At 61.7% G+C, this 22652-nt stretch carries 12 protein-coding genes, 5 tRNA genes and 9 pseudogenes; 12 read left to right on the top strand and 14 right to left on the bottom strand.

All coding sequences use genetic code 11. The annotated features are described in order from the left end of the window. The first annotated feature begins 7 nt into the window (after nt 1-7). The 5 genes and pseudogenes from PspTeo4_RS01165 (at nt 8) to PspTeo4_RS01145 (ending at nt 4645) form a co-directional block, all read left to right on the top strand. Nucleotides 8-2453: pseudogene (locus tag PspTeo4_RS01165) on the top strand (acyl-CoA dehydrogenase). Nucleotides 2454-2534: 81 nt separating this feature from the next. Then, the gene (locus PspTeo4_RS01160) at nt 2535-2945 is read left to right on the top strand and encodes a PA2817 family protein (RefSeq protein WP_322361961.1); all 411 of its coding nucleotides are present in this window, start codon (nt 2535-2537) and stop codon (nt 2943-2945) included. A 189-nt stretch (nt 2946-3134) separates the two neighbouring features. Continuing rightward, complete coding sequence (locus tag PspTeo4_RS01155; RefSeq protein WP_322361960.1) at nt 3135-3407, top strand: hypothetical protein; 273 nt, start codon at nt 3135-3137, stop codon at nt 3405-3407. Further along, nucleotides 3377-3520 carry a hypothetical protein gene (locus PspTeo4_RS01150; RefSeq protein ID WP_322361959.1) on the top strand — a complete coding sequence of 48 codons (144 nt, stop codon included), beginning with the start codon at nt 3377-3379 and terminating at the stop codon, nt 3518-3520. Before PspTeo4_RS01155 ends, PspTeo4_RS01150 begins: the two co-directional genes overlap by 31 nt. Nucleotides 3521-3565: 45 nt before the next feature. Beyond that, entirely contained in the window at nt 3566-4645 is a 1080-nt protein-coding gene (locus PspTeo4_RS01145) for a fimbrial protein (RefSeq protein WP_322361958.1), read from the top strand. A gap of 104 nt (nt 4646-4749) precedes the next feature. Here the strand turns inward: PspTeo4_RS01145 and PspTeo4_RS01140 are convergent. From PspTeo4_RS01140 to PspTeo4_RS01120, 5 genes are all read right to left on the bottom strand, one after another. Then, nucleotides 4750-4825 (bottom strand) — tRNA-Gly (locus PspTeo4_RS01140). 86 nt (nt 4826-4911) lie between these two features. Further along, nucleotides 4912-4987, bottom strand: a tRNA-Gly gene (locus PspTeo4_RS01135). A 3-nt stretch (nt 4988-4990) separates the two neighbouring features. Beyond that, nucleotides 4991-5066 (bottom strand) — tRNA-Glu (locus PspTeo4_RS01130). A gap of 92 nt (nt 5067-5158) precedes the next feature. After that, a tRNA-Gly gene (locus PspTeo4_RS01125) sits at nt 5159-5234 on the bottom strand. A 2-nt stretch (nt 5235-5236) separates the two neighbouring features. Further along, nucleotides 5237-5312: transfer RNA gene (locus PspTeo4_RS01120), tRNA-Glu, on the bottom strand. Nucleotides 5313-5645: 333 nt separating this feature from the next. Between PspTeo4_RS01120 and PspTeo4_RS01115 the strand changes: the two are divergent. Continuing rightward, nucleotides 5646-6410, top strand: a pseudogene (locus tag PspTeo4_RS01115) (hypothetical protein). Between the two features lie 204 nt (nt 6411-6614). Here PspTeo4_RS01115 and PspTeo4_RS01110 read toward each other — a convergent pair. Continuing rightward, nucleotides 6615-7097: a GAF domain-containing protein gene (locus PspTeo4_RS01110; protein ID WP_085627184.1), complete on the bottom strand. Its 483-nt coding sequence runs from the start codon at nt 7095-7097 to the stop codon at nt 6615-6617. Continuing rightward, nucleotides 7098-7984, bottom strand: a pseudogene (locus tag PspTeo4_RS01105) (ATP-binding protein). Nucleotides 7985-8186: 202 nt separating this feature from the next. On the opposite strand from PspTeo4_RS01105, the pseudogene PspTeo4_RS01100 reads away from it, so the two are divergent. Beyond that, a pseudogene (locus PspTeo4_RS01100) lies at nt 8187-10543 on the top strand (response regulator). Here the strand turns inward: PspTeo4_RS01100 and PspTeo4_RS01095 are convergent. Both PspTeo4_RS01095 and msrB read right to left on the bottom strand, forming a co-directional pair. Further along, a pseudogene (locus PspTeo4_RS01095) lies at nt 10533-11020 on the bottom strand (glutathione peroxidase). The pseudogenes PspTeo4_RS01100 and PspTeo4_RS01095 sit on opposite strands and share 11 nt — an antisense overlap. A 12-nt stretch (nt 11021-11032) precedes the next feature. Further along, nucleotides 11033-11428: a peptide-methionine (R)-S-oxide reductase MsrB gene (msrB, locus tag PspTeo4_RS01090; protein WP_322361957.1), complete on the bottom strand. Its 396-nt coding sequence runs from the start codon at nt 11426-11428 to the stop codon at nt 11033-11035. A 183-nt stretch (nt 11429-11611) separates the two neighbouring features. Between msrB and PspTeo4_RS01085 the strand changes: the two genes are divergently transcribed. After that, nucleotides 11612-12823 (top strand): pyridoxal phosphate-dependent aminotransferase, encoded by a 1212-nt coding sequence (locus tag PspTeo4_RS01085; RefSeq protein WP_322361956.1) that lies wholly within the window; start codon nt 11612-11614, stop codon nt 12821-12823. A 458-nt stretch (nt 12824-13281) separates the two neighbouring features. Next, a pseudogene (gene htpX, locus PspTeo4_RS01080) lies at nt 13282-14171 on the top strand (protease HtpX). Nucleotides 14172-14343: 172 nt separating this feature from the next. Here the strand turns inward: htpX and PspTeo4_RS01075 are convergent. Continuing rightward, complete coding sequence (locus tag PspTeo4_RS01075; protein WP_322361955.1) at nt 14344-14994, bottom strand: thiopurine S-methyltransferase; 651 nt, start codon at nt 14992-14994, stop codon at nt 14344-14346. 103 nt (nt 14995-15097) lie between these two features. On the opposite strand from PspTeo4_RS01075, the pseudogene PspTeo4_RS01070 reads away from it, so the two are divergent. Then, nucleotides 15098-15864: pseudogene (locus tag PspTeo4_RS01070) on the top strand (DODA-type extradiol aromatic ring-opening family dioxygenase). 105 nt (nt 15865-15969) lie between these two features. Here the strand turns inward: PspTeo4_RS01070 and PspTeo4_RS01065 are convergent. Continuing rightward, nucleotides 15970-17682, bottom strand: coding sequence for a DEAD/DEAH box helicase (locus PspTeo4_RS01065; RefSeq protein ID WP_322361954.1), 1713 nt, complete (start codon nt 17680-17682; stop codon nt 15970-15972). 406 nt (nt 17683-18088) lie between these two features. Continuing rightward, nucleotides 18089-18844, bottom strand: a complete 756-nt coding sequence (locus PspTeo4_RS01060) for a spermidine synthase (RefSeq protein ID WP_322361953.1) — start codon at nt 18842-18844, stop codon at nt 18089-18091. A gap of 116 nt (nt 18845-18960) precedes the next feature. Between PspTeo4_RS01060 and PspTeo4_RS01055 the strand changes: the two are divergent. Then, nucleotides 18961-20305: pseudogene (locus PspTeo4_RS01055) on the top strand (class II 3-deoxy-7-phosphoheptulonate synthase). Between the two features lie 306 nt (nt 20306-20611). Here the strand turns inward: PspTeo4_RS01055 and PspTeo4_RS01050 are convergent. Beyond that, a complete protein-coding gene (locus tag PspTeo4_RS01050; RefSeq protein ID WP_322361952.1) occupies nt 20612-20830 on the bottom strand; it encodes a DUF1127 domain-containing protein in 219 nt (72 codons plus the stop codon). A gap of 96 nt (nt 20831-20926) precedes the next feature. Between PspTeo4_RS01050 and PspTeo4_RS01045 the strand changes: the two genes are divergently transcribed. Continuing rightward, nucleotides 20927-21778 carry a LysR substrate-binding domain-containing protein gene (locus tag PspTeo4_RS01045; protein ID WP_322361951.1) on the top strand — a complete coding sequence of 284 codons (852 nt, stop codon included), beginning with the start codon at nt 20927-20929 and terminating at the stop codon, nt 21776-21778. 108 nt (nt 21779-21886) lie between these two features. On the opposite strand, the pseudogene PspTeo4_RS01040 reads toward PspTeo4_RS01045, so the two are convergent. Beyond that, a pseudogene (locus PspTeo4_RS01040) lies at nt 21887-22635 on the bottom strand (sulfite exporter TauE/SafE family protein). Between the last annotated feature and the right edge of the window lie 17 nt (nt 22636-22652).

The following is a 22652-nucleotide window of genomic DNA, read 5'->3' as shown; positions in this document are numbered from 1 at the left end:
AAAGACTATGTTGCTTTTGTGGTTGGCGGTATTGGTAATCGGTGCAGCCTATCTCACACACCGGCGTCTAGCGCCTCTGCAGATACTCGGTGCGGTGGCAGCTTATGTGTTGCTGATGGGCGTATTCAGTAACGTGCCAACCTGGTTGCTGACGCTGATAGCGTTGGTGCTGGTAGTGAAAATCGCTTTGGTGGCATTGCCACAATGGCGCCGCAAGGTGCTGACTCGCGCCGTTTTTGCCTGGTTCCAGCGCACGCTTCCCCCATGTCGCAGACTGAGCGCGAGGCCATAGACGCTGGCACTGTGTGGTGGGACGGTGAGTTGTTCAGCGGCCGCCCGAACTGGCAAACCTTGCTCGACTACCCAGCGCCAAAGCTGACAGCAGAGGAACAGGCGTTCATTGATGGGCCGACCGAGCAGCTGTGTGCCTTGGTCAGCGATTGGCAGATTGGCCAGGACATGGACTTACCTCCCGAGGCATGGGCGCACATCAAATCGCAAGGTTTTTTTGCCCTGATCATACCGAAGGAGTACGGCGGCAAGGGTTCTCGGCCTACGCGCATTCTCAGGTCGCGATGAAGCTCGCTACACGCAGCGGCGACCTGGCCTCCACCGTGATGGTGCCCAACTCGCTCGGCCCCGCAGAGCTACTTCTGCACTACGGCACAGATGAGCAGCGAAACCACTACCTTCCCCGCCTGGCCCGAGGCGAAGAAATCCCCTGCTTCGCACTCACAGGCCCTCTGGCGGGCTCTGACGCAGGCGCCATGCCCGATACCGGGGTCATCTGCAAAGGGCAATGGAACGGTGAAGAGGTTATTGGCCTGCGCCTTAACTGGGAGAAGCGCTACATAACCCTGGGGCCCGTCGCCACACTGCTGGGGCTGGCATTCAAAGCATATGACCCCGACCACCTGCTGGGCGATCAGGTGAACCTTGGCATCAGCCTGGCATTGATCCCCACAACCCTTCCAGGTGTCGAGATCGGCAAAAGCGCCACCTCCTCTCGGTGCTGCGTTCATGAACGGCCCCAACAGTGGCAAGGATGTATTCATCCCGCTGAACCTTTTGATCGGCGGCAAAGACATGCTCGGCAAGGGTTGGATGATGCTGATGAATTGCCTCTCGGTCGGCCGCTCGATTTCCCTCCCGGCAGTCGGAACCGGTGCTGCCAAATACACCAGTTTGGTGACGGGCCAGTACACACGCATACGCGAGCAATTCAACGTACCGCTAGCCGCGTTCGAGGGTATCCAAGAGTCACTGGCACGTATTGGTGGCAACGCCTGGCTGATGGATAGCGCTCGGCTACTGACCGCCCAAGCTGTGGACCTGGGCGAAAAGCCTTCGGTGCTGTCAGCCATTCTCAAGTACCACCTCACCGAGCGAGGCCGCGAATGTATCCGCCACGCCATGGACGTACATGGCGGCAAGGGCATCATCATGGGGCCGAACAACTACTTGGGACGCAACTGGCAAGGCGCCCCGATTTTCATCACGGTCGAAGGCGCCAACATTCTTTCGCGCAACCTCATGATCTTCGGCCAGGGTGCTATCCGCTGCCATCCGTTCGTACTGAAGGAAATGGCCCTGGCCGGACGTGAGGACCATGAGCAGGCACTCGATGAGTTCGATGACCTGTTGATGAAACACATCATGTTCGCGGCCGGCAATGCAGCCAGTACACTGGTGCTCGGCCTAGGGCTGGGGCTAATCGAAAAGGCGCCCGGAGATGCCCTGAGCCAAGGTTACTTCCGCGCCCTGAACCGCCAGGCGGCAGCCTTCGCCTTGCTGGCCGACCTGTCGATGATGTTGCTGGGTGGGGCCCTGAAACGCCGCGAACGTCTGAGTGCGCGCCTGGGCGATGTGCTGAGCCACCTGTACCTATCGTCTGCCGCACTCAAGCGCTACCACGACCTGGGCTCGCCAGAACATATGCAACCATTGTTACGCTGGGCCATGGAAGAAAGCCTGGCCAGTCAGAGAGCGCCCTGGACCGGTTGCTCGACAACTTCCCAAATCGCTTTGTCGGCTGCGCCTTGCGTGTGCTGGTGTTCCCGTTCGGCCGACGCCACACCGGGCCAAGCGACGAGCTGGATGCCGAAGTTGCAGAGTTGCTGGGTCGTCGCAAAGGTGACCCAGCCCTGGAGCAGTTATTGGCTGGCTGCTTCCGGCCTGAGGCAGAAGGTGACCCGGTGGCCGCACTGCAACGCGCCTGCGATGCGCTGGACGATGCTGCCCCGCTGCACAGGACGCTGTCTCAGGCAATCAAGGACGGCGCCGTCCAGCCGGCGCCAGGGCAATGCCCGATTGGGGCAGCTGTCGAAGCTGGCGTTCTTCAACCTGGTGAGGGCCAGCGGCTCAAGGCAGCCGAGCAAGCACGTCGGGCGGTGATCGCGGTGGACGCCTTCGACAAGGAGTGCCTACGGCCCACGCACGGCCGAGTGCGCTGATCCAGATGTAAACCGGGGCACCAGGCGGCCCACAACCCACGTATACTTCGCCCCCGTTTCAACCACTGAAAGGACCACACCATGGCCACCCCACACCTGGATTATCACCTGCAACTGCTCCATCACCTGCGTACCATCCTGGTTGCACTGGGTGAGGCCGACCAGGTGCCAGAGGAAAGCCACGCCTTGTTCCTTGAACGCTTCGACGAACTGCTCACCCTCCTTCCACAAGATCCGCTGGAAAGCCAATACCTTGGCCAGGACCTTATCTGCCAGGTCATTCAACGCTACCCGCAAATTGCTCACTTGGCGCCCCGCGACCTGCTGTGGTTCTTCGGCGGCGACTGCTTGCACTTCATGCCTGACGAAGAGCTGGCGCTTTACCAGGCCCTGGAAGAGCGTCGCTACGAAGCTGAGCAAAATGGCGAAACTTTTGACTGGCACCAGCAAAAGCAGCTTCTCAGCCAAGCGGGCCAGTCCACAAAAAACTGAGGCCTGTAGCGATTCGCTACCACACGCGTGATCCTGCCTTCTTCGGCAGCTGATTTGACTTACATACTGAGCTTTTCAGTCCTATTTAAGCTTCCCTCTCGGCTGGCCTTCATGGTCAGCCGATATCGATCCAGCCTGAAGTTTGAGCAACTAAGTCAGGCTGACACACAGATAAAAGGGATGACAGACATGAAAAAAAAACTTGCAACTGCTGGACTGGCATTGGGCCTGAGCGGCGCAGCATTCGCCAATACCGGCTCCATTCAATTTTACGGTCAGATCACCAGCGGCACCTGCTCGATCGAAATCATCGACCCGGCTCTTGGGACCAAACTGGATCGCATACCACTGGGTAACGTGGCCAATCACCGATTCGCCGGCGTCGGCGACGAGAGCAACTCTCGCCCCTTCGCCATGCGCGTCAGGCGCTGGTGGCTACCGAAGCATCCAGCCAGCAACTGAGCGTGCAATGGGGTGAGCGAGCTGCAGAGCAATGCCGATTGCCAATCGACCTTACGACCATGCGCCAGCAACAGGGCTACTACCTGCAGACCCTGACCTGCTCAGCCAGCTGAAGCCTGATTGATCGAACCAGCCCCATGCGAGAACGGAACCAATTCATGCAACCTAAACGATACCTGCCAAGCCTGTTGGCATTGGGGATTACCCTAGGCACTCAACTTTTCAGCCCTTCGCAGGCCTATGCCAGAGTAGGTTGCGCCTGGGTTGGAGCCAGCGGGCCAGTAAGCCACAGCGTCAACCTGGGTGATTTTTGGGTACCCAGGGACGCCAAAGTCGGCACGGTCATTGGCTCCCGCGTACGCGAAGTTGCCAGAGACCCCTTGAACCGCGAAATCCGCTGCGACAACGATGGTACTGGCACGCTGACTTTCTTCATGCCCCCATCCGTGCCCGTGTTCGGCGGGCCACTGCCAGACGTCAATGGCTGGGACGTCACTGGCAAAGTGCTGGAAACCGGCATCCCCGGCGTCGGTCTGTATGTCCGCTTGAACCACCCCTACACCGGCGCCAACAATGCTTTTCGCCCTGTAGACGATGTGGCAATACCCTATGAAGGCCGCAACTCGGTAAACATCTCGCCAACGCCACTGGTAGTGAACGACCTCAGCGCCAACTATTACCTGATCAAGACCGGACCCATACCATCCGGCCCCACCCGTTTCAATAAACAAATGGCAACGGGCACCATCACCGACCTGGGTAGCGCATTGCATTTGAGCGTGGGCGCTGGCGTGAATCAAGCGCAGTGCACCCTCAAGGCCGATGCGGTGAGTGACAACCCAGTCCCGCTGGGCAGCCACGATACGGCCGTGTTCACCAAGCCTGGCGATGTCTCGCCGGCTGTAAACTTCCATATCACACTGAGCGACTGCGAGGATGACCCGGCAGGTAGCGTTGCCCGAGCACACATTCGTCTTGAAGGCGCGCTGGGCTCAAACGTGATTGATCCCACCCTGGGGCTATTCAGCTTGAACGACAGTAAGCCCGCAGAAGGTATCGCCATTCAACTACTACGTAATGACAGTTCGCCCATGACACTTGAGCAAGACGAGCCGGTCACTTGGCTGGCGATTGGCAATACGCGCCTGGATTTCAAGGCGCGCTATTACCAAGTAGCTCCCAAGGTTTCGGCAGGGCCTGCCAATGGGGCACTGAACTTCACCATCAGCTACCGCTGAACGCCTGATTGCCGCGGGTACCGAGCGTACCCGCACTCAGGCTTGGAAAACAGAACGACAAAAACGAAGAAAGGGACTTTCGTCCCTTTCTTCGTTCTTCGATTTGGAGCGGGAAACGAGACTCGAACTCGCGACCCCGACCTTGGCAAGGTCGTGCTCTACCAACTGAGCTATTCCCGCATTGTGAAGCTTTACCGCTAATCGGCGTGAAGCGCCTTGACGACCTTCACCACCACTGCACCGCATAGACGCCACAGTATTTAAACTGGAGCGGGAAACGAGACTCGAACTCGCGACCCCGACCTTGGCAAGGTCGTGCTCTACCAACTGAGCTATTCCCGCAAATGGCGTCCCCTAGGGGACTCGAACCCCTGTTACCGCCGTGAAAGGGCGGTGTCCTAGGCCACTAGACGAAGGGGACACACAACACTTTTTCAGTGCACCAGACTTGAACCTCACGATTCAGCCTGGATTTTCTTTTCCTGCCCCGCCGTTAGGCGTTGCCGGAGAAACTGGAGCGGGAAACGAGACTCGAACTCGCGACCCCGACCTTGGCAAGGTCGTGCTCTACCAACTGAGCTATTCCCGCATTGGCGTCCCCTAGGGGACTCGAACCCCTGTTACCGCCGTGAAAGGGCGGTGTCCTAGGCCACTAGACGAAGGGGACACGCTACAAGCATTACTGCTTGCTTTCACTCCCTGCCGCGTTTCGCTGTGTGCTTTACGCTGCAAGTGGCGCGCATTCTATGGATGGTTCGGGAAGGCGTCAACCCCTTTGTAGAAATTTATTTAAATCAATGACTTCGGGCAGTCTGGCAGGTGCTTGCAGGTGGCGCTTGAGGATTGACGTTGATTTTCTGACGGCAACTCGGCATTAATGTGCCAGCATGCAGTTATATGGCTGGTTGCCGATAGAAAAAGAGATTTGCGTGTTCGGGCCTCTCGCGAGCAAGCACGCTCCTACAATCAAATATGCACACCTATTCATGAGGCGTTAACGGTGACACCACTTCTGATCACTCTGCTCATCGTGGCGGGCATCGCGTTGCTGATCGTGATCGGCTACCTCAACAACGTGGTCGAAAACAGCAAGCTCGAACGCGCGCGGCTGAAGGTGGAACTGGCCGACCGCGTACGCCGCTGTGGCGAAATCACCGAGACCTTCCCCGGCCAGTTCATGACGCCAGCGTTGAAGCTGCTGCTTACCCGGCTTGAGCTGAACCTCAACCAGCGTCAGTTGGCACTGGACAAGCACAACGGCAACCTGAAGGCCCGCATTGCCGAACTCGAAGGCCTGGTTGCCAAAGGCGAACAGATTCCGGTCAACAACCCGCCCAGCCCGATCCAGACCGAGGTAAAGGCCAAGGTGTGCGGTTCTTGCTAGAGGCGCTGCATACCCAAATCGTCCGCGCTACCCAGGAAAACGTCCTGCAGACCAACGAAGGCAAGTATTGGGTGAAGGAAATCCGCCACATCCTGGTACTGCTGCATATCGAGTTCTTCAACAACCTTGGCCAGCAGGCCCTGCAGCAGGAACAGCCGGGCCAGGCGCGCCTGGCGTTCGAACGGGCGTGCAGTACCTGCGCAAACAGCCTGAGCCAAAGCAATATGAAGAGCAGCTGACCTACCTGGAGAAACTGCTGGCCAGGGCCAATGCCCAGGTGCTGGACAAGATGGAGCCGGCCGAGAACGACGAGAACGCCCTGACCCAGGGCTCAAGACCGATGAGGACGAGACCTGGAAGAAGCGGGTTATTTACGATTGATGCATTCTGTACTGGCCTCATCGCCGGCAAGCCGGCTCCCACATGGACCGCGTTGATCTTAAGATCACTGCAATACCTGTGGGAGCAACTGTCTTGCGCTGCCTGTACTGGCCTCATCGCCGGCAAGCCGGCTCCCACAGGTAATGCTCGTCGCGGTCCATGTGGGAGCCGGCTTGCCGGCGATGAGGCCATACAAGGCAATACTCAGCAGTCGGTCAGCTCAAGAAAGATCGCCGCCAACCGCTCCAACCCCACCTGATCCGCTTCGCTGAAGCGCGCCAGCTTCGGGCTGTCCAAGTCCAGCACGCCAATCAGCCTGCCCTCCTTCACCAGTGGAATCACCAGTTCGCTATTCGAGGCACTGTCACAGGCAATGTGCCCCGGGAATGCGTGCACATCTTCCACCCGCTGGGTCTGGCGCGTCGCCGCTGCAGCACCGCACACGCCCTTGCTGAACGGAATGCGCACACAAGCCACCTGCCCCTGGAACGGGCCGAGCACCAGCTCTTCGTTGCGGTTGAGGTAGAACCCCGCCCAGTTCAGGTCGTCCACCTGGTTATAGAGGAACGCCGAAAACTGCGCGGCATTGGCGATGAAGTCACGCTCGTCGGCGAACAGCGCCTGTACTTGCGCCGCCAGCAGGTTGTAGCCATCGAGGCCGGCGCCACTGGCATTGAGGTCGATCATTTATTTCTGCTCCAACAATTGCAGCCCAACCCAATAGCGGGCGAACTGGTAGGCACAACGGCCATTACGGTTGCCACGGCCGGTTGCCCAGCGCACGGCGAGGATGTCCAGCGCCTCGTCGCGCTGCCAGGCAAGCCCGGCAGAACGCGCCAGCTGGCCGATCCAGTGTTCGACCACGTTGAGGAAGTGGTCCTGGGTGAAGGGGTAGAACGACAGCCACAAGCCAAAACGGTCGGACAAGGCAATCTTGTCTTCCACCGCTTCGCTGGGATGCAGCTCGCCATCGACGCGCTTCCAGTTTTCGTTGTCGCTCTCTTTCTCCGGCACCAGGTGGCGGCGGTTCGAGGTGGCGTACAGCAGCACGTTGTCGGGCGCCTGCTCGAGCGAGCCGTCGAGCACGCTCTTGAGCACCCGATAGTCGCCCTCCCCGGCTTCGAACGACAGGTCGTCGCAGAACAGGATGAAGCGCTGTGGGAGTTTCTGCAGCTGTTCGACGACGCGAGGCAGGTCGGCCAGGTGGTCGCGCTCGATTTCGATCAGGCGCAGCCCAGCGCCCGCGTGTTCGGCCAGCAAGGCGCGCACCAGCGACGATTTGCCGGTGCCGCGCGAGCCCCACAGCAAGGCGTGGTTGGCGGGCAGGCCGTTGATGAACTGGTGCGTGTTGCGGCCCAGCTGGTCGCGCTGCTGGTCGACGCCGATCAGGTCACTCAGGCGGATGTCCAGGCTGACTTCCAGCGGCATCAGGTAGCCGGTGCGGCCGTCGCGCTGCCAGCGGGCGGCCAGTGTGGTGGTCCAGTCGATGTCCGGGCGTGGTGCGGGCAACAGGGTTCAAGACGCGCCAGTACCGATTCGGCGCGTTCCAGGAAAGCATTCAAGCGAGCGTCCATGACGACTCCTAGCAAGACAGTGCGAGTTTTGCGGCAGCACCGGCCCCTTTCGCGGGTAAACCCGCTCCCACAGGCTACCCACTGATATTAAGAGCAGTGGACTACCTGTGGGAGCGGGTTTACCCGCGAAAGGGCCGGTGCTGCCAACAACAATCAACTTTGAATGTGTGACAGACCCGCCAGCAGCCGGGGCTGATCGGCTATGCTTGCGCAGCGCAAGGGACATGGAACCGGCTCGGGACTCATGGATATCAAGTTCACCAATCGCCTGTCATACAAGCAAGCCCGGTTGACAGTCCTGGTCGGCTTCATCCTGGGAACATTGCTCAGTCTCATACAAATCGGCATCGATTATGCCAGCGAAGACGCGTCCATCAACCGCGAAGTGCAAGCGTTGATGCAAATCAGCCATAACCCGGCCTCGCGCATCGCCTACAACATCGACGCCGAACTGGCCCTGGAACTCACCCGCGGCCTGCTGCAATCGCCGGCCATCATCCGCGCGCGGCTGATCGACAACAACGAAACCGTGCTGGCCGATGTGCAACGCACACGCCTGGAAGACCGCTACCGGCCCCTGAGCGACTTCCTGTTCGGCGAGCAGCGCCAGTTCCAGGAGCGGCTGTACCTGACTCGCATGCCCAACGAGTACCTGGGCACCCTGTACCTGGACGTAGACACCTACGCCTTCGGCAGCCGCTTCCTCGACCGCGCTGGCGTCACCCTGTTCAACGGTTTCGCCCGCAGCCTGGTGCTGACCGGCATCCTGCTGGCGTTGTTCTACTTCATGCTGACCAAGCCCTTGGTGACTGTTATCGGCGCACTCAGCGGCCGCGACCCGCGCCAGCCTCGGCAAACCCGGGTGGACTGCCCCCACGGCCACGAGCGCGACGAGATCGGCGTGCTGGTAAAGGTCGCCAACCAGCAGTTCGTCAGCATGGCCACCGAGATCCAGCAGCGGCGCAGCGCGGAAAACCGCCTTACCCAATACCTCAACGAGCTGGAGGACATCGTCTCGTCGCGCACCAACGAGCTCAAGGCCAGCAACAGCCGCCTGAGCCATTCAACCAGGAGCTGGAATTAGCCCGCCAGCGCGCCCTGGACATGGCTCAGGCCCGCGCCGCGTTCCTGGCCAACATGAGCCACGAGATCCGCACCCCGCTCAACGGCATGCTCGGCATGATCGCCCTGGCCCTGGACAGCCCGCTGGCCGGCGAGCAACGCCAGCAACTGTCGATTGCCCACGACTCGGGCAAGGTGCTGGTGGAGCTGCTCAACGATATTCTCGACCTGTCCAAGTTCGATGCCGGCCAGCTGGAGCTTGAGCGCATCCCGTTCGACATGGGCGCGATGATCGAGGACACCGCCAACCTGCTGTCGCAGAATGCCGCGCAAAGCGTCGAACTGACCTGCCTGATCGCCGACGATTTCCCCAGCATGGTGCTTGGCGACCCGACCCGGGTGCGGCAGATCGTCAGCAATCTGTTGTCCAACGCGCTGAAGTTCACCCGCTTCGGCCGCGTCGACGTGCGCCTGAGCGTGATCGTCGGCGGTGTGCGCCTGGAGGTCCACGACACCGGCATCGGCATTCCCGAGGAGGCCCAGGCGCGCATCTTCCAGCCGTTCATCCAGGCAGGGGCAGGCATTACCCGCCAGTACGGCGGCACTGGCCTGGGCCTGGCGCTGACCCGCAACCTGTGCAAAGCCATGCAGGGGCACCTGCATATCCAGTCCGAGCCTGGCTTCGGCAGCCGTTTCAGCGCCGACCTGCCGCTGACCGCGCACACCGAAGCCATCGCGCCTGCGCACCTGCACGGCCAGGTGGTGGCCCTCACCCGCGCCGGCAGTGGCCTGAGCGAACTGCTGCAGCGCCTGCTGCCCGCCTGGGGGCTGGGCTACCGACGCCATAACGACGCCAGCAGTATCCAGACGACAGCCATCGACCTGCTGATCACCGACGACCAGGACCACTTGCAGCACCTGCGCCCGGCGTTCCAGGCGCCGATTCTGCTGGTGACTGCCTACGGCAACTTCCTGCCCAGCGAACAGTCGAGCCACTTCGCCCCTTTACACCAATTGGCCCGTCCCCTGGCGCGCAACGCCCTGTACCAGATGCTGCGGCGTACGCTGCAAGGCCAAGCCCCCGAACACCCACTGGCCAACCCCAGCGTCATGCCCGAGGAAGGCCGGGCGCGCATTCTGCTGGTGGAGGACAACCCGGTGAACCAGTTGGTGGCCAAGGGCATGCTGGCCAAGCTCGGCTGCCAGGTGCAGCTCGCCACCCAGGGCGCCGAGGCCCTGGAAATGCTGGAAGACGATGACTTCGACATGGTGCTCATGGACTGCAACATGCCGGTGATGGATGGCTACGAAGCCAGCCGGCGCATTCGCCAGAGTGGCCGCTGGCCTGAGCTGCCCATCGTCGCGCTGACCGCCAATGCCATGCCCGAGGAGCGCGAGCGCTGCCGCGCCGCGGGCATGAACGACTACCTGGCCAAGCCGTTCCGCCGCGAGGAGCTACTGGCGCTGATCGAGCACTGGGTGCCAATCAGCGGCTGAGCAGACGCTCGATATCCGTCTCCAGCGCCTGAGGCTTGGTGGTCGGGCCATAGCGTTTGACCTTGCCACTGGCCGGGTCGAGCAGGAACTTGGTGAAGTTCCACTTGATCTTCTGGGTGCCCAGCAGGCCGGGGCGCGCTGTTTCAGTTCGACGAACAGCGGGTGGGCGCCGGGGCCGTTGACTTCGATCTTGCGAAACAGCGGAAAACTCACGCCGAAATTGCGCTCACAGAACTGCGCGATCTCCCGTGCGTCGCCCGGTTCCTGCTTGCCGAACTGGTTGCATGGGAAGCCCAGCACCACCAGCCCACGGTCGCGGTACGCCTGCCACAGTTGCTCGAGGCCCTTGTACTGCGGGGTGAAACCGCACTGGCTGGCGGTGTTGACTACCAGCACCGCCTTGCCACTGAAGTCGCCCAGCACCTTGTGCTCGCCGCCCAGGGTCACGCAGGGAATGTCGAGTATCGATCCAGCCATGTTCAGCTCCGGTCAGTCACGCGGCTTGAGGTCCAGGCACACCGAGTTGATGCAGTAGCGCAGGCCGGTCGGTGGCGGGCCGTCGGGGAACACATGGCCCAGATGGGCATCGCACTGGGCGCAGGTGACCTCGGTGCGGATCATGCCGTGGGAGGTGTCGCGGATTTCGATCATCGCGCTGTCTTCGATCGGCGCATAGAAGCTTGGCCAGCCACAGCCGGAGTCGAACTTGGTCTGCGCGTCGAACAGCGGCAGGTCGCAGCAGATGCAGTGGTAGATGCCGTCGCGTCGTTCGCTGTTGTACTTGCCGCTGAACGGCCGCTCGGTGCCCTTGAGGCGGCACACCTGGTACTGGGCCGGGTCGAGCATGGCGCGCCATTCTTCAAGGGTTTTGTCGATCTTTTGCATAAGTGGACCTCGGCAGGCTGAATTTCACGCTGCGCCGTCTTTTCCAGGGCGCGGGTGGCACGTATATTAGTTGGCTTCGTGTGCAAGGCTCCAAGTCTGGCACTCGCTGCCGCCCTTTCAAACCTTTCGAACCTATCGAACTGGGCGGCGGCGGCAGCGCGTATTCTCAACCGGGATCACATCATGCAGTTCAGCAAATCGAACAAGCTCGCCAATGTCTGCTACGACATTCGCGGCCCAGTGCTCAAGCACGCCAAACGCCTGGAAGAGGAAGGCCATCGCATCCTCAAGCTGAACATCGGCAACCCGGCGCCGTTTGGCTTCGAGGCACCGGACGAAATCCTTCAGGATGTGATCCGCAACCTGCCCACCGCCCAGGGCTACAGCGACTCCAAAGGCCTGTTCAGCGCCCGCAAGGCGGTGATGCAGTACTGCCAGCAGAAGGAAATCGAAGGCGTCACCATCGAGGACATCTACCTCGGCAACGGCGTGTCCGAGTTGATCGTGATGTCGATGCAGGCCCTGCTCAACAACGGCGACGAAGTGCTGATCCCGGCACCTGACTACCCGCTGTGGACTGCCGCAGTGAGCCTGGCCGGTGGCAAGCCGGTGCACTACCTGTGCGACGAGCAGGCCGACTGGTTCCCGGACCTGGAAGACATCAAGGCCAAGATCACCCCGAACACCAAGGCCCTGGTGATCATCAACCCGAACAACCCGACCGGCGCCGTCTACTCCAAGGAACTGCTGCTGGGCATGCTGGAGCTGGCGCGTCAGCACAACCTGGTGGTGTTCTCGGACGAGATCTACGACAAGATCCTCTACGACGAAGCCGTGCACATCAGCACCGCCTCGCTGGCCCCAGACCTGCTGTGCCTGACCTTCAACGGCCTGTCCAAGTCGTACCGGGTGGCGGGCTTCCGCTCCGGCTGGCTGATCATCTCCGGGCCCAAGCAGCACGCCCAGAGCTACATCGAAGGCATCGACATGCTGGCCAACATGCGCCTGTGCGCCAACGTGCCGGCCCAGCACGCCATCCAGACCGCCCTGGGCGGCTACCAGAGCATCAACGACCTGGTGCTGCCGCCAGGCCGCCTGCTGGAGCAGCGCAATCGCACCTACGAACTGCTCAATTCGATCCCTGGCGTGAGCTGCGTCAAGCCGATGGGTGCGCTGTATGCGTTCCCGAAAATCGACCCGAAAGTGTGCCCGATCCACAACGACGAGAAGTTCGTGCTCGACTTGCTGCTGTCGGAGAAGCTGCTGATCGTTCAGGGTACGGCGTTCAACTGGCCATGGCCGGACCACTTCCGCGTGGTGACCTTGCCGCGTGTGGATGACCTGGAGCAGGCGATTGGCCGTATCGGGAACTTCCTGAAGGGTTATTCGCAGTAAGGTTCGGCGGGATATTTGTGGTATCTGTGAGATCGAGCGCCGCCCGCGCGGCGCATCGCAGGCTTCGCCAGCTCCCACATCTGTTTCGGGCCAATTATTCCTGTGAGATTTGCGCGCGACCGTTCTTGGCGCATGGCTTGATATCGCGTCGTACATACAAGGCGGTCGCGCGCGTCTGTCACAGGCGTTACTGGCCCGAAACAGATGTGGGAGCTGGCGAAGCCTGCGATGCGCCGCGCGCGGGCGGCGCTCGATCTCAAACTCAACAAAATCCGCCCGCCATACCCCACAGGATGTTTCTTACATCCTGCAACGCTCTACCTCACAGCCCCCGCAAGATCCTCTGCCATACTCCGCCGTACACAGTTTGAAATAGTCGCCCGATTGAATCGGCACGGCAGGCCCCTTATATACCCCGCATACGCAACAAACCCATCCGTCAGGAGAACGTAACAACCATGATGCGCATTCTGTTGTTTGTAGCCACCAACCTTGCGGTGGTGCTGGTTGCAAGCATTACCCTGAGCCTGTTTGGCTTCAACGGGATCATGGCCGCCAACGGGGTTGACCTCAACCTCAGCAGCCTGCTGGTGTTCTGTGCCGTGTTCGGCTTCGCCGGCTCCCTCGTTTCGCTGTTCATCTCCAAGTGGATGGCGAAGATGACCACCGGCACCCAGATCATCTCCCAGCCGCGCACCCGCCACGAGCAGTGGCTGCTGCAAACGGTCGAGGAGCTGTCCCGCGCGAGGCCGGCATCAAGATGCCCGAGGTGGGTATCTTCCCGGCTTACGAGGCCAACGCCTTCGCCACCGGCTGGAACCGCAACGACGCGCTGGTCGCCGTGTCCCAGGGCCTGCTGGAGCGCTTCTCGCCCGATGAAGTGCGCGCCGTGCTGGCCCACGAAATCGGCCACGTGGCCAATGGCGACATGGTGACCCTGGCGCTGGTGCAGGGCGTGGTGAACACCTTCGTGATGTTCTTCGCCCGCATCATCGGCAACTTCGTCGACAAGGTCATCTTCAAGAACGAAGAAGGCCAAGGCATCGCCTACTACGTGGCGACCATCGTCGCCGAACTGATTCTGGGTATTCTGGCCAGCATGATCGTCATGTGGTTCTCGCGCCGCCGCGAATACCGCGCCGACGAAGCCGGTGCACAGCTGGCCGGCACCAACGCGATGATCGGTGCATTGCAGCGCCTGCGCGTGGAACAGGGCCTGCCGGTGCACATGCCTGACACCATGCGCGCCTTTGGCATCAATGGCGGCCTCAAGCACGGCCTGGCTGGCCTGCTGATGAGCCACCCACCGCTGGAAGACCGCATCGAGGCGCTGCGTCGCCGCGGTTGATGGGCTGACGCGAAAAAGAAAGGGCGACTTCGGTCGCCCTTTCTTTTTCGGCCTGTACCGGCCTCTTCGCGGGTAAACCCGCTCCCACAGGTACTCCACTGTTCTTGATATCAGTGGGTAACCTGTGGGAGCGGGTTTACCCGCGAAGAGGCCGGTACTTACAACATATCAATCAGAACGCTACACAATAGACGCGCTCCAGCAGGCTTGGCACCCCGGCCTGCACGAACTTAGGGCTTTCCTTGATCGCTTCGAAGGCCTCCAGCTCATCCACTTTCCAAGCGCAAAAGCCCCGGCGAACCTCGCTATCCACCACCGAAAACGGCGGCCCGTCGAGTTTCGACTGGTCATAATCCAGGGTCACCAGCAGCCCGCGACCACCCGCCGGCAAGATCTGCGACAACATCGCCATGTACCGTTCCCGCATGGCTGGCGGCAAGGCAATCAACGCCGCCCGGTCATAAAGCCCGACGCAATCGGCGACATCCTCGGCCCGCAAGGCGAAGACATCCCCACACCAGACCTGCACTTCACCGGCCTGCCAAACCTCGAATGCCCCCTGCTGAGATACTTCAGCCGCCAAGCCTTGCTCTCGGAAAAAGTCCTCCACCGCTAGCCGCGACAGCTCCACGCCCAGCACACGATGCCCCTGCCCCGCCAGCCAGGCCAGGTCCAGGCTCTTGCCACACAACGGCACCAGCACCCGACCACCGGGCGCCAACCCGAGCGCAGGCCAGTGCCGCTGCAAGTAAGGGTTGACCTGGGCCTGATGAAAACCGATCTGGTTGTCGGCCCACTTGCGGTGCCAGAATGCCGCCTCCATGTTTCCTCCTGGATATTAGATAGATAACGCTAAAATCTTATATTGGAATTCGATCTGTATCTGATCGAAGATGACAGCATCTTAACCGCCAGGTGACACCACCATGCTGCCCAGCCTGTACATTTCCCACGGCTCCCCCATGCTCGCCCTGCAACCCGGCGCCAGCGGACCCGCCCTGGCTGGCCTGGCCAATGCCCTGCCACGTCCAAAGGCGATCGTGGTGGTGTCGGCGCACTGGGAGAGCCGCGAACTGCTGGTGACCGGCAGTGCGCAGCCAGAAACCTGGCATGACTTCTATGGTTTCCTGCGGCGCTGTACGCGGTGCAGTACCCTGCGCCGGGCGAGCCTGCGCTGGCAGGCAAGGTCAGCGCACTGCTGAGCAAGGCCGGCCTGCCCGCCCGCCTGGACCCACAGCGGCCGTTCGACCATGGCGCCTGGGTGCCGTTGTCGCTCATGTACCCGGATGCAAGCATTCCCGTGATTCAGGTCTCGCTGCCCAGCCAAATGGGGCCGGCGCTACAGATCAAGGTCGGCCAGGCGCTGGCGGGCCTGCGAGAGGAAGGCATACTGCTGATTGGCTCCGGCAGCATTACCCACAACCTGGGCGAGCTGGACTGGCATGCTGGGCCGGATGTGATCGAGCCTTGGGCGTTGGCGTTCAGAGATTGGGTGGTGCAGAAGCTGCAAGAGGATGATCAATCGGCGCTGCTGGATTATCGGCAGCAGGCACCGTTTGCAGTGCGCAACCATCCCAGCGATGAGCATTTCCTGCCGTTGTTCTTTGCACTGGGGGCAGGTGGAGCATTCGGCGTGGTGCACCAAGGCTTTACCTTGGGGGCGCTGGGGATGGACATTTATCGGTTCGACTGAAGGGCCTAATCGCCGCGGTTCGTCGCCACGACAAGCCGCGGCGATCAGGCCGGTACAGGCAAAAAAATCCCCGACCTAGGCCGGGGATTTTTTATTGCGCCAGGATCAGTCCTCGCGGTAGCGGCGCAGCTTCAGCTGCTTGCCCGCCACACGGGTGTCCTTGAGCTTGGACAGCAGACGCTCCAGGCCTTCTTCCGGCAGTTCGATCAGGCTGAAGCTGTCACGAACCTGGATACGGCCGATGGCGTCACGCGCCAGGCCACCCTCGTTGAGGATCGCGCCCAGCAGGTTCTTGGCGGCGATACCATCACGGGCACCCAGGGCGGTACGGCAACGCACGCGGCCTTCAGCCAGCGGCATCGGCGCACGACGCTCACGGTCGCCACGATCACTGCGCTCGGCACGCTCGCCACGCTCAGGGCGCTCACCACGCGGGGCGAAGCTTGGCACCAGCGGCTGCTCGCGCTCTACCGCTGCCAGGTCCAGCGCCTGGCCATTGGTGGCCTTGCGCAGCAGGGCCGAAGCCAGGGCGCGCGGGCTGCAGCCGAGGTCGGCGGTCAGGCGGTCGAACAGTTCGCCATGGGTGGCTTCTGCTTCGGCAACCAGCGGCGCCAGGCTCGAAGTCAGCTTCTTGATGCGCGCATCCAGCACGGCCTGGGCGTTCGGCAGACGAGCTTCGGCAACCTTCTGCCCGGTTACACGCTCGATCACCTGCAGCATGCGGCGCTCACGCGGGGTAACCAGCAGCAGCGCACGGCCATCGCGACCGGCACGGCCGGTACGGCCGATACGGTGCACGTAGGACTCTGGGTCGTACGGCATGTCCACGTTGAATACGTGGGTGATGCGCGGTACGTCCAGACCACGAGCGGCAACGTCGGTGGCGACAACGATGTCCAGACGGCCATCCTTGAGCGAGTCGATGACGCGCTCACGCTGGTTCTGGGCGATGTCGCCGTTCAGCGCGGCAGCCTTGTAGCCCTTGGCTTCCAGCGCGGAGGCCAGGTCCAGGGTGGCTTGCTTGGTGCGCACGAAAGCGATCAGCGCGTCGAACTCTTCCACTTCCAGCAGACGCAGCACAGCCGGGATCTTCTGGTCGGCGTGGACCATCAGGTGGGCCTGGTCGATCGCGGTAACGGTCTGGGTCTTGCTCTGGATCTTGACGTGCTTCGGCTCGCGCAGGTGACGCTCGGCGATGCTGCGGATCGAGGACGGCAGGGTGGCGGAGAACAGCACGGTCTGGCGCGACTCGGGGATGGCGTCGAAGATCACTTCGAGGTCATCCATGAAGCCCAGCTTGAGCATCTCGTCCGCTTCGTCCAGTACCAGGTACTGAACGGTGGACAGGACTTTCTCGTCACGACGCAGGTGGTCGCACAGGCGGCCCGGGGTAGCGACGACGATTTGCGCGCCGTTGCGGATGGCACGCAGTTGTGGGCCCATTGGGGCACCACCGTACACGGCCACCACGTTAACGCCCGGCATCTGCTTGGCGTAGGTTTCGAATGCGGTAGCTACTTGCAGCGCCAACTCACGGGTTGGCGCCAGGATCAGGGCTTGCGGTTCGCGCTTGCTCACGTCGATCTTGTTGAGGATCGGCAGGGCGAAGGCAGCGGTCTTGCCGGTGCCAGTCTGCGCCTGGCCGATCATGTCGTGACCGGCGAGGATGATCGGGATCGATTGGTGCTGAATGGCCGACGGCTCTTCGTAGCCGGTAGCCAGGACGGCAGCAACAATGTTCGGATTAAGATCGAGAGCGGCGAATCCGCCGGTTTCCTGGTCATGGGTCTGCCTCTGGGTGCATCCGCAAAGACCCATGCTCCAAAGCTGCACATGCCTTGAAAGACCAAACGGTCACCCAGGCAGCTTTGGCGGCGGGGATTTGCGAAAACGATTGAAAATGAATACGTGGGAAGGTCCGCCTAGCGGACGTGCAGCCGAAGCTGGACTCGGAGGATTTGCACCACCTGATTTTGAGGTCCGCTAAAAGACCGGCGCGTACTATACCCGAATTGAAGGGGGACCGTGAGGAAATTTTTCAGGGTTGGGAGCCAGTGCATGGCCATCATGCTTGTGTTTGCTGAATCGCTTTTTCAAGCCTTCGATCCTGGGGCCGCTTCGCGCCCCATCGCAGGCTTCGCCAGCTCCCACAGGTCGTTCTGGGCTGCTCCCAACGGGTGGGAGCTGGCGAAGCCTGCGATGGGCGCGAAGCGGCCCCAAACAATCAAGTGGCAGGCCGAACTTCTCGAATCAGGCTCTCCAGGCTGTACCCCAAACGCGGCATCAACGCCTCGGCCCGCGCCCGCACCCCGTCCAGATCCAGCGTCTGCTCAAGGTCCGCCGGCACCAGCAGGATCACGTTGCCCTCCTTCACCGGCAGCTCCCAGTAATGCCGGTGGTACAGCCCACGCAACAGCGCCGCACCCAGCGGCCTGCCGTCATCGTTGGCCCACTGGTTGATCACCAGCCAACCGCCTGGGTTGAGCTGCTTCTGGCAGTTCTCCAGAAAATTCCACGCCAGGTGGCCGACACCCGGCCCGTGGTCGGTATACAGGTCGACGAAGATCAGGTCGGCCTGTTCCGCGCTCGGCAGCAACTCAAGGGCATCGCCGATGCGCACGTACAAGCGCGGATCATCGTCCAGCCCCAGGTACTCCATGGCCAGGCGCGGCACGTCCGGACGCAGTTCGATGGCCTCGATATCCTCAAGGGGCAAAAACTTCATGCAAGCCTGGGTCAGGGTACCGGCGCCCAACCCCAGAAACAGCGCGCTTTCAGGCTGCGCGTGGCACAGGGCGCCGACCAGCATGGCGCGGGTGTAATCGTACTCCAGCCAACTGGGGTCGGCAGTGAACACGCAGCTTTGCTCGATGGCATCGCCGAACTCGAGAAAACGGTAGTCGTCCACCTCGTACACGCTGATCACGCCAAAGGCATCTTCGACCCGGGCCAGTAGCCGCTCTTCCCGCTCCGTCGCCATCACTGCCACCTGCCCGCACAAAAACGCGCATTGTCCGTCAACACCTGCGACGCAACAAGCGCACCGCCAACTGTTACCATGACCAATAGCCTACAACCGACAAGACCGAGCCTGTGATGAACCGACCGTGGAGCCCTGACAGCTGGCGTGCCCTGCCGATCCAGCAGCAACCGACCTACCCCGACGCCGCGCACCTGCTCAAGGTCGAGCAGACCCTGGCCAGCTACCCGCCGCTGGTATTTGCAGGCGAAGCGCGCGAGCTGCGCCGACAGTTCGCCGAGGTCACCGAAGGCCGGGCCTTCCTGCTGCAGGGTGGCGACTGCGCCGAAAGCTTCGCCGAGTTCTCGGCCGCGAAAATCCGCGACACCTTCAAGGTGCTGCTGCAGATGGCCATTGTCATGACCTTCGCCGCCGGCTGCCGGTGGTGAAAGTCGGACGTATGGCCGGGCAATTCGCCAAGCCGCGCTCTGCAGGCGATGAAACCATCGGCGATATCACCCTGCCCGCCTACCGCGGCGATATCGTCAATGGCATCGGCTTCGACGAAAAAGCCGCGTGCCGGACCCGGACCGCCTGCTGCAGGCCTACCACCAGGCCACCGCCACCCTCAACCTGCTGCGCGCCTTTGCCCAAGGCGGTTTCGCCGACCTGCACCAGGTGCACAAGTGGAACCTGGACTTCATCGCCAACTCGGCGCTGGCCGACAAGTACCACCAGTTGGCCAACCGCATCGACGAAACCTTGTCGTTCATGCGCGCTTGCGGCCTGGACAGCGCCCCGCAGCTGCGCGAAACCAGCTTCTTCACCGCCCACGAAGCGCTGCTGCTCAACTATGAAGAAGCCTTCGTACGTCAGGACAGCCTGACCGGTGACTACTACGATTGCTCGGCGCACATGCTGTGGATCGGCGACCGTACCCGCCAGCTAGACGGCGCCCATGTGGAATTCCTGCGCGGCGTGCACAACCCGATCGGGGTGAAGGTCGGCCCGAGCATGAACCCCGAGGAATTGATCCGCCTGATCGACACCCTCAACCCGGACAACGACCCCGGCCGCCTGAACCTGATCGTGCGCATGGGCGCCGGCAAGGTGGGCGAGCACCTGCCAGGGCTGATCCGCACCGTCGAGCGCGAGGGGCGCAAGGTGCTGTGGAGTTCCGACCCGATGCACGGCAACACCATCAAGGCCAGCAGCGGCTACAAGACCCGCGACTTTGCGCAGATCCTGGACGAAGTGAAGCAGTTCTTCCAGGTGCACCAGGCCGAGGGCAGCCATGCGGGCGGTATTCATATCGAGATGACCGGGCAGAACGTCACCGAATGCATCGGCGGTGCCCGGCCGATCACCGAGGACGCGCTGTCCGACCGCTACCACACCCACTGCGACCCGCGCATGAACGCCGATCAGTCGTTGGAGCTGGCGTTCTTGATTGCCGAAACCCTGAAACAGGTAAGGCGCTGACTGTTATCAGGGCATGTCTTGAGGTTTGAGACGCCTATTAGATCGAGCGCCGCCCGCGCGGCGCATCGCGAGCAAGGCTCGCTCCTACGTTTGTTTTTGGCCAGTCACGTCTGTGCCATCGCGCGCGACCGCCTTGTTTGTACGACACGATATCGAGTCATGCGCTACAGCGTTCGCGCGCAAATCCCACAGGAGTAATTGGCCCGAAACAAACGTAGGAGCGAGCCTTGCTCGCGATGCGCGCGCGGGCGGCGCTCGATCTCAAAGGCGCCAAAAAACCAAAGACATGCGCCTCTGCTCTCCCCCTCATTTACGTAGCGGGTCATCCCAAAAGTGCCGATCCGCCTCTTGCTGGATGTCGGCACGACTCAACCCCAAATCATGCAAGGTCGCATCACTGAGGCGAGCCAGCTCCTGACGCTGGCGGTACAGCTGCAGCCAGCGCGCCGAACGCTCGACGGCCGCATGCCACAGGTGGTTCAGGGAAAAGGCAGGTTGCTGGATGCTGCTGACATGACCTTTCATCGTGAAGCCCTCCGTGTTGATGGCTCCAGTCTCAGGCCAGGCTTAAGATCAATCCAACGAATGTTTCTGATGCCATGCATCTCGGAGATTGATGCAATGTCCCAGTATCAGAGTCTCGACGCCGACGTGCTGCGCACCTTCGTCGCCATCGCCGAACAAGGCGGCTTCACCCGTGCCGGCGAAGTGGTCAACCGCACCCAGTCGGCGGTCAGCATGCAGATGAAACGCCTGGAAGAAGACATTCTCCAGCGCCAGCTGTTCGAGCGCGACGGCCGCCAGGTACGCCTGACCGCCGAGGGGCAAGTGCTGTTGGGCTATGCCCGGCGCATCCTCAAGCTGCATGGCGAGGTGTTCAACACCCTGCGCATGCCGCACATGGTCGGGGTGGTGCGTATCGGTACCCCAGACGACTACGCCATGCGTTTTCTGCCGACCATCCTCTCCAGCTTCGCCCAGGCCTACCCGCTGGTACAGGTGGAGGTGCACTGCGACTCGTCCAAGCAACTGATGCTGCGTCAGGACCTGGACCTGACCATCGTCACCCGTGAACCGGGCAACGAAGTCGGCCAGTTGCTGCGCCAGGAACGCCTGGTCTGGGCCGCCGCGGAAGGCTTCTGCCCGCACGAGCAACGGCCCATGCCATTGGCGCTGTTCAACACCGATTGCTTCTGCCGCGCCTGGACCTGCAACGCCCTGGAGGCCCAGAGCATCGACTATCGAATCGCCTACACAAGCCCCAGCCTGGCGGCGATTTTCGCCATCGTCACCGCAGGGTTGGCGGTGACGGCGCAGTTGCAGAGCCTGATTGGCGGCAATGTCCGCGTTCTGGGTGAACAAAGCGGCTTGCCGCAGCTGCCGCTGGCCAATGTGATGTTGCTGCGCAATCCGCAAACCCAGTCACCGATTACCGACTGCATGGCCGACTACATCGCGGAGGGTTTCAAATGAACCAAAAGCAATCGCCGGCAAGCCGGCTCCTACAGGTTCAATGCTGCCCTGTGGGAGCCGGCTTGCCGGCGATGAGGCCAGCCCAGCCAGCACAAAACTTGCCGTCGCTTACAGCTCAAACCCCAACATCACCGCACACACCACCAAAAACACGCAGAACATCGCCCGCAGTACCTTCTCTGGCAGTGCATGGGCAAGCCTCACACCCCAGCTGATGCTGAGCAATCCACCCACCGCCAGCGGAATTCCCACGCTCCAGTTCACGCTGTGATGCACGCCATAAGTCAGCAAGGTCACGGCCGTGCTAGGTGCCGCCAGGGCCAACGACAACCCTTGGGCCACCACCTGGGTGGTGCCGAACACGCTGGTCAGAATCGGCGTGGCAACCACTGCCCCACCCACCCCGAACAAGCCACCCATGGCGCCCGAGAAACTGCCCAGCACGCCCAGCCACGGCCAGGGTAGCGCAGCTCGGTGGAGGGCGGCGCCACCTTGAGGAACATCCGCGCCACATTCCAGATGGCCAGGGCCACCAGAAACCCGACAAAGCCCAGGCGCATGGAATGTGCATCGATCCCCACCGCCCAGATCGAACCCAGCCAGGCGAACAGCAGGCTGCACAGCGACAGCGGCAGCGCATGACGCAGTTCGATGCGATTGCGTTGGTGGTAACGCCACAGCGCCAGCAATACGTTCGGCACCACCATTACCAGCGCAGTGCCTTGTGCCAACTGCTGATCAAGACCAAACAACACACCCAACGCCGGGATCGCGATCAACCCACCGCCAATGCCGAACAGCCCACCCATGGTGCCCAGGCCGGCGCCCAGCACGATATACATCAACCACTCGATCATCAGGGCCTCATCCGCCT

Origin of the sequence: Pseudomonas sp. Teo4 (assembly GCF_034387475.1) — a bacterium.
GTDB lineage: Bacteria > Pseudomonadota > Gammaproteobacteria > Pseudomonadales > Pseudomonadaceae > Aquipseudomonas.
This window is presented reverse-complemented; position numbering and strand designations above follow the sequence as displayed.

Excerpts from the sequence above, each read along its gene's own strand:
- PspTeo4_RS01060 (WP_322361953.1), bottom strand. The coding sequence starts at position 18,844 with ATGGCGACGGAGCGGGAAGAGCGGCTACTGGCCCGGGTCGAAGATGCC.
- msrB (WP_322361957.1), bottom strand. The coding sequence starts at position 11,428 with ATGCAAAAGATCGACAAAACCCTTGAAGAATGGCGCGCCATGCTCGAC.
- PspTeo4_RS01155 (WP_322361960.1), top strand. The coding sequence starts at position 3,135 with ATGAAAAAAAAACTTGCAACTGCTGGACTGGCATTGGGCCTGAGCGGC.
- PspTeo4_RS01110 (WP_085627184.1), bottom strand. The coding sequence starts at position 7,097 with ATGATCGACCTCAATGCCAGTGGCGCCGGCCTCGATGGCTACAACCTG.
- PspTeo4_RS01085 (WP_322361956.1), top strand. The coding sequence starts at position 11,612 with ATGCAGTTCAGCAAATCGAACAAGCTCGCCAATGTCTGCTACGACATT.
- PspTeo4_RS01065 (WP_322361954.1), bottom strand. The coding sequence starts at position 17,682 with ATGGGTCTTTGCGGATGCACCCAGAGGCAGACCCATGACCAGGAAACC.
- PspTeo4_RS01160 (WP_322361961.1), top strand. The coding sequence starts at position 2,535 with ATGGCCACCCCACACCTGGATTATCACCTGCAACTGCTCCATCACCTG.
- PspTeo4_RS01045 (WP_322361951.1), top strand. The coding sequence starts at position 20,927 with ATGTCCCAGTATCAGAGTCTCGACGCCGACGTGCTGCGCACCTTCGTC.
- PspTeo4_RS01145 (WP_322361958.1), top strand. The coding sequence starts at position 3,566 with ATGCAACCTAAACGATACCTGCCAAGCCTGTTGGCATTGGGGATTACC.
- PspTeo4_RS01075 (WP_322361955.1), bottom strand. The coding sequence starts at position 14,994 with ATGGAGGCGGCATTCTGGCACCGCAAGTGGGCCGACAACCAGATCGGT.
- PspTeo4_RS01050 (WP_322361952.1), bottom strand. The coding sequence starts at position 20,830 with ATGAAAGGTCATGTCAGCAGCATCCAGCAACCTGCCTTTTCCCTGAAC.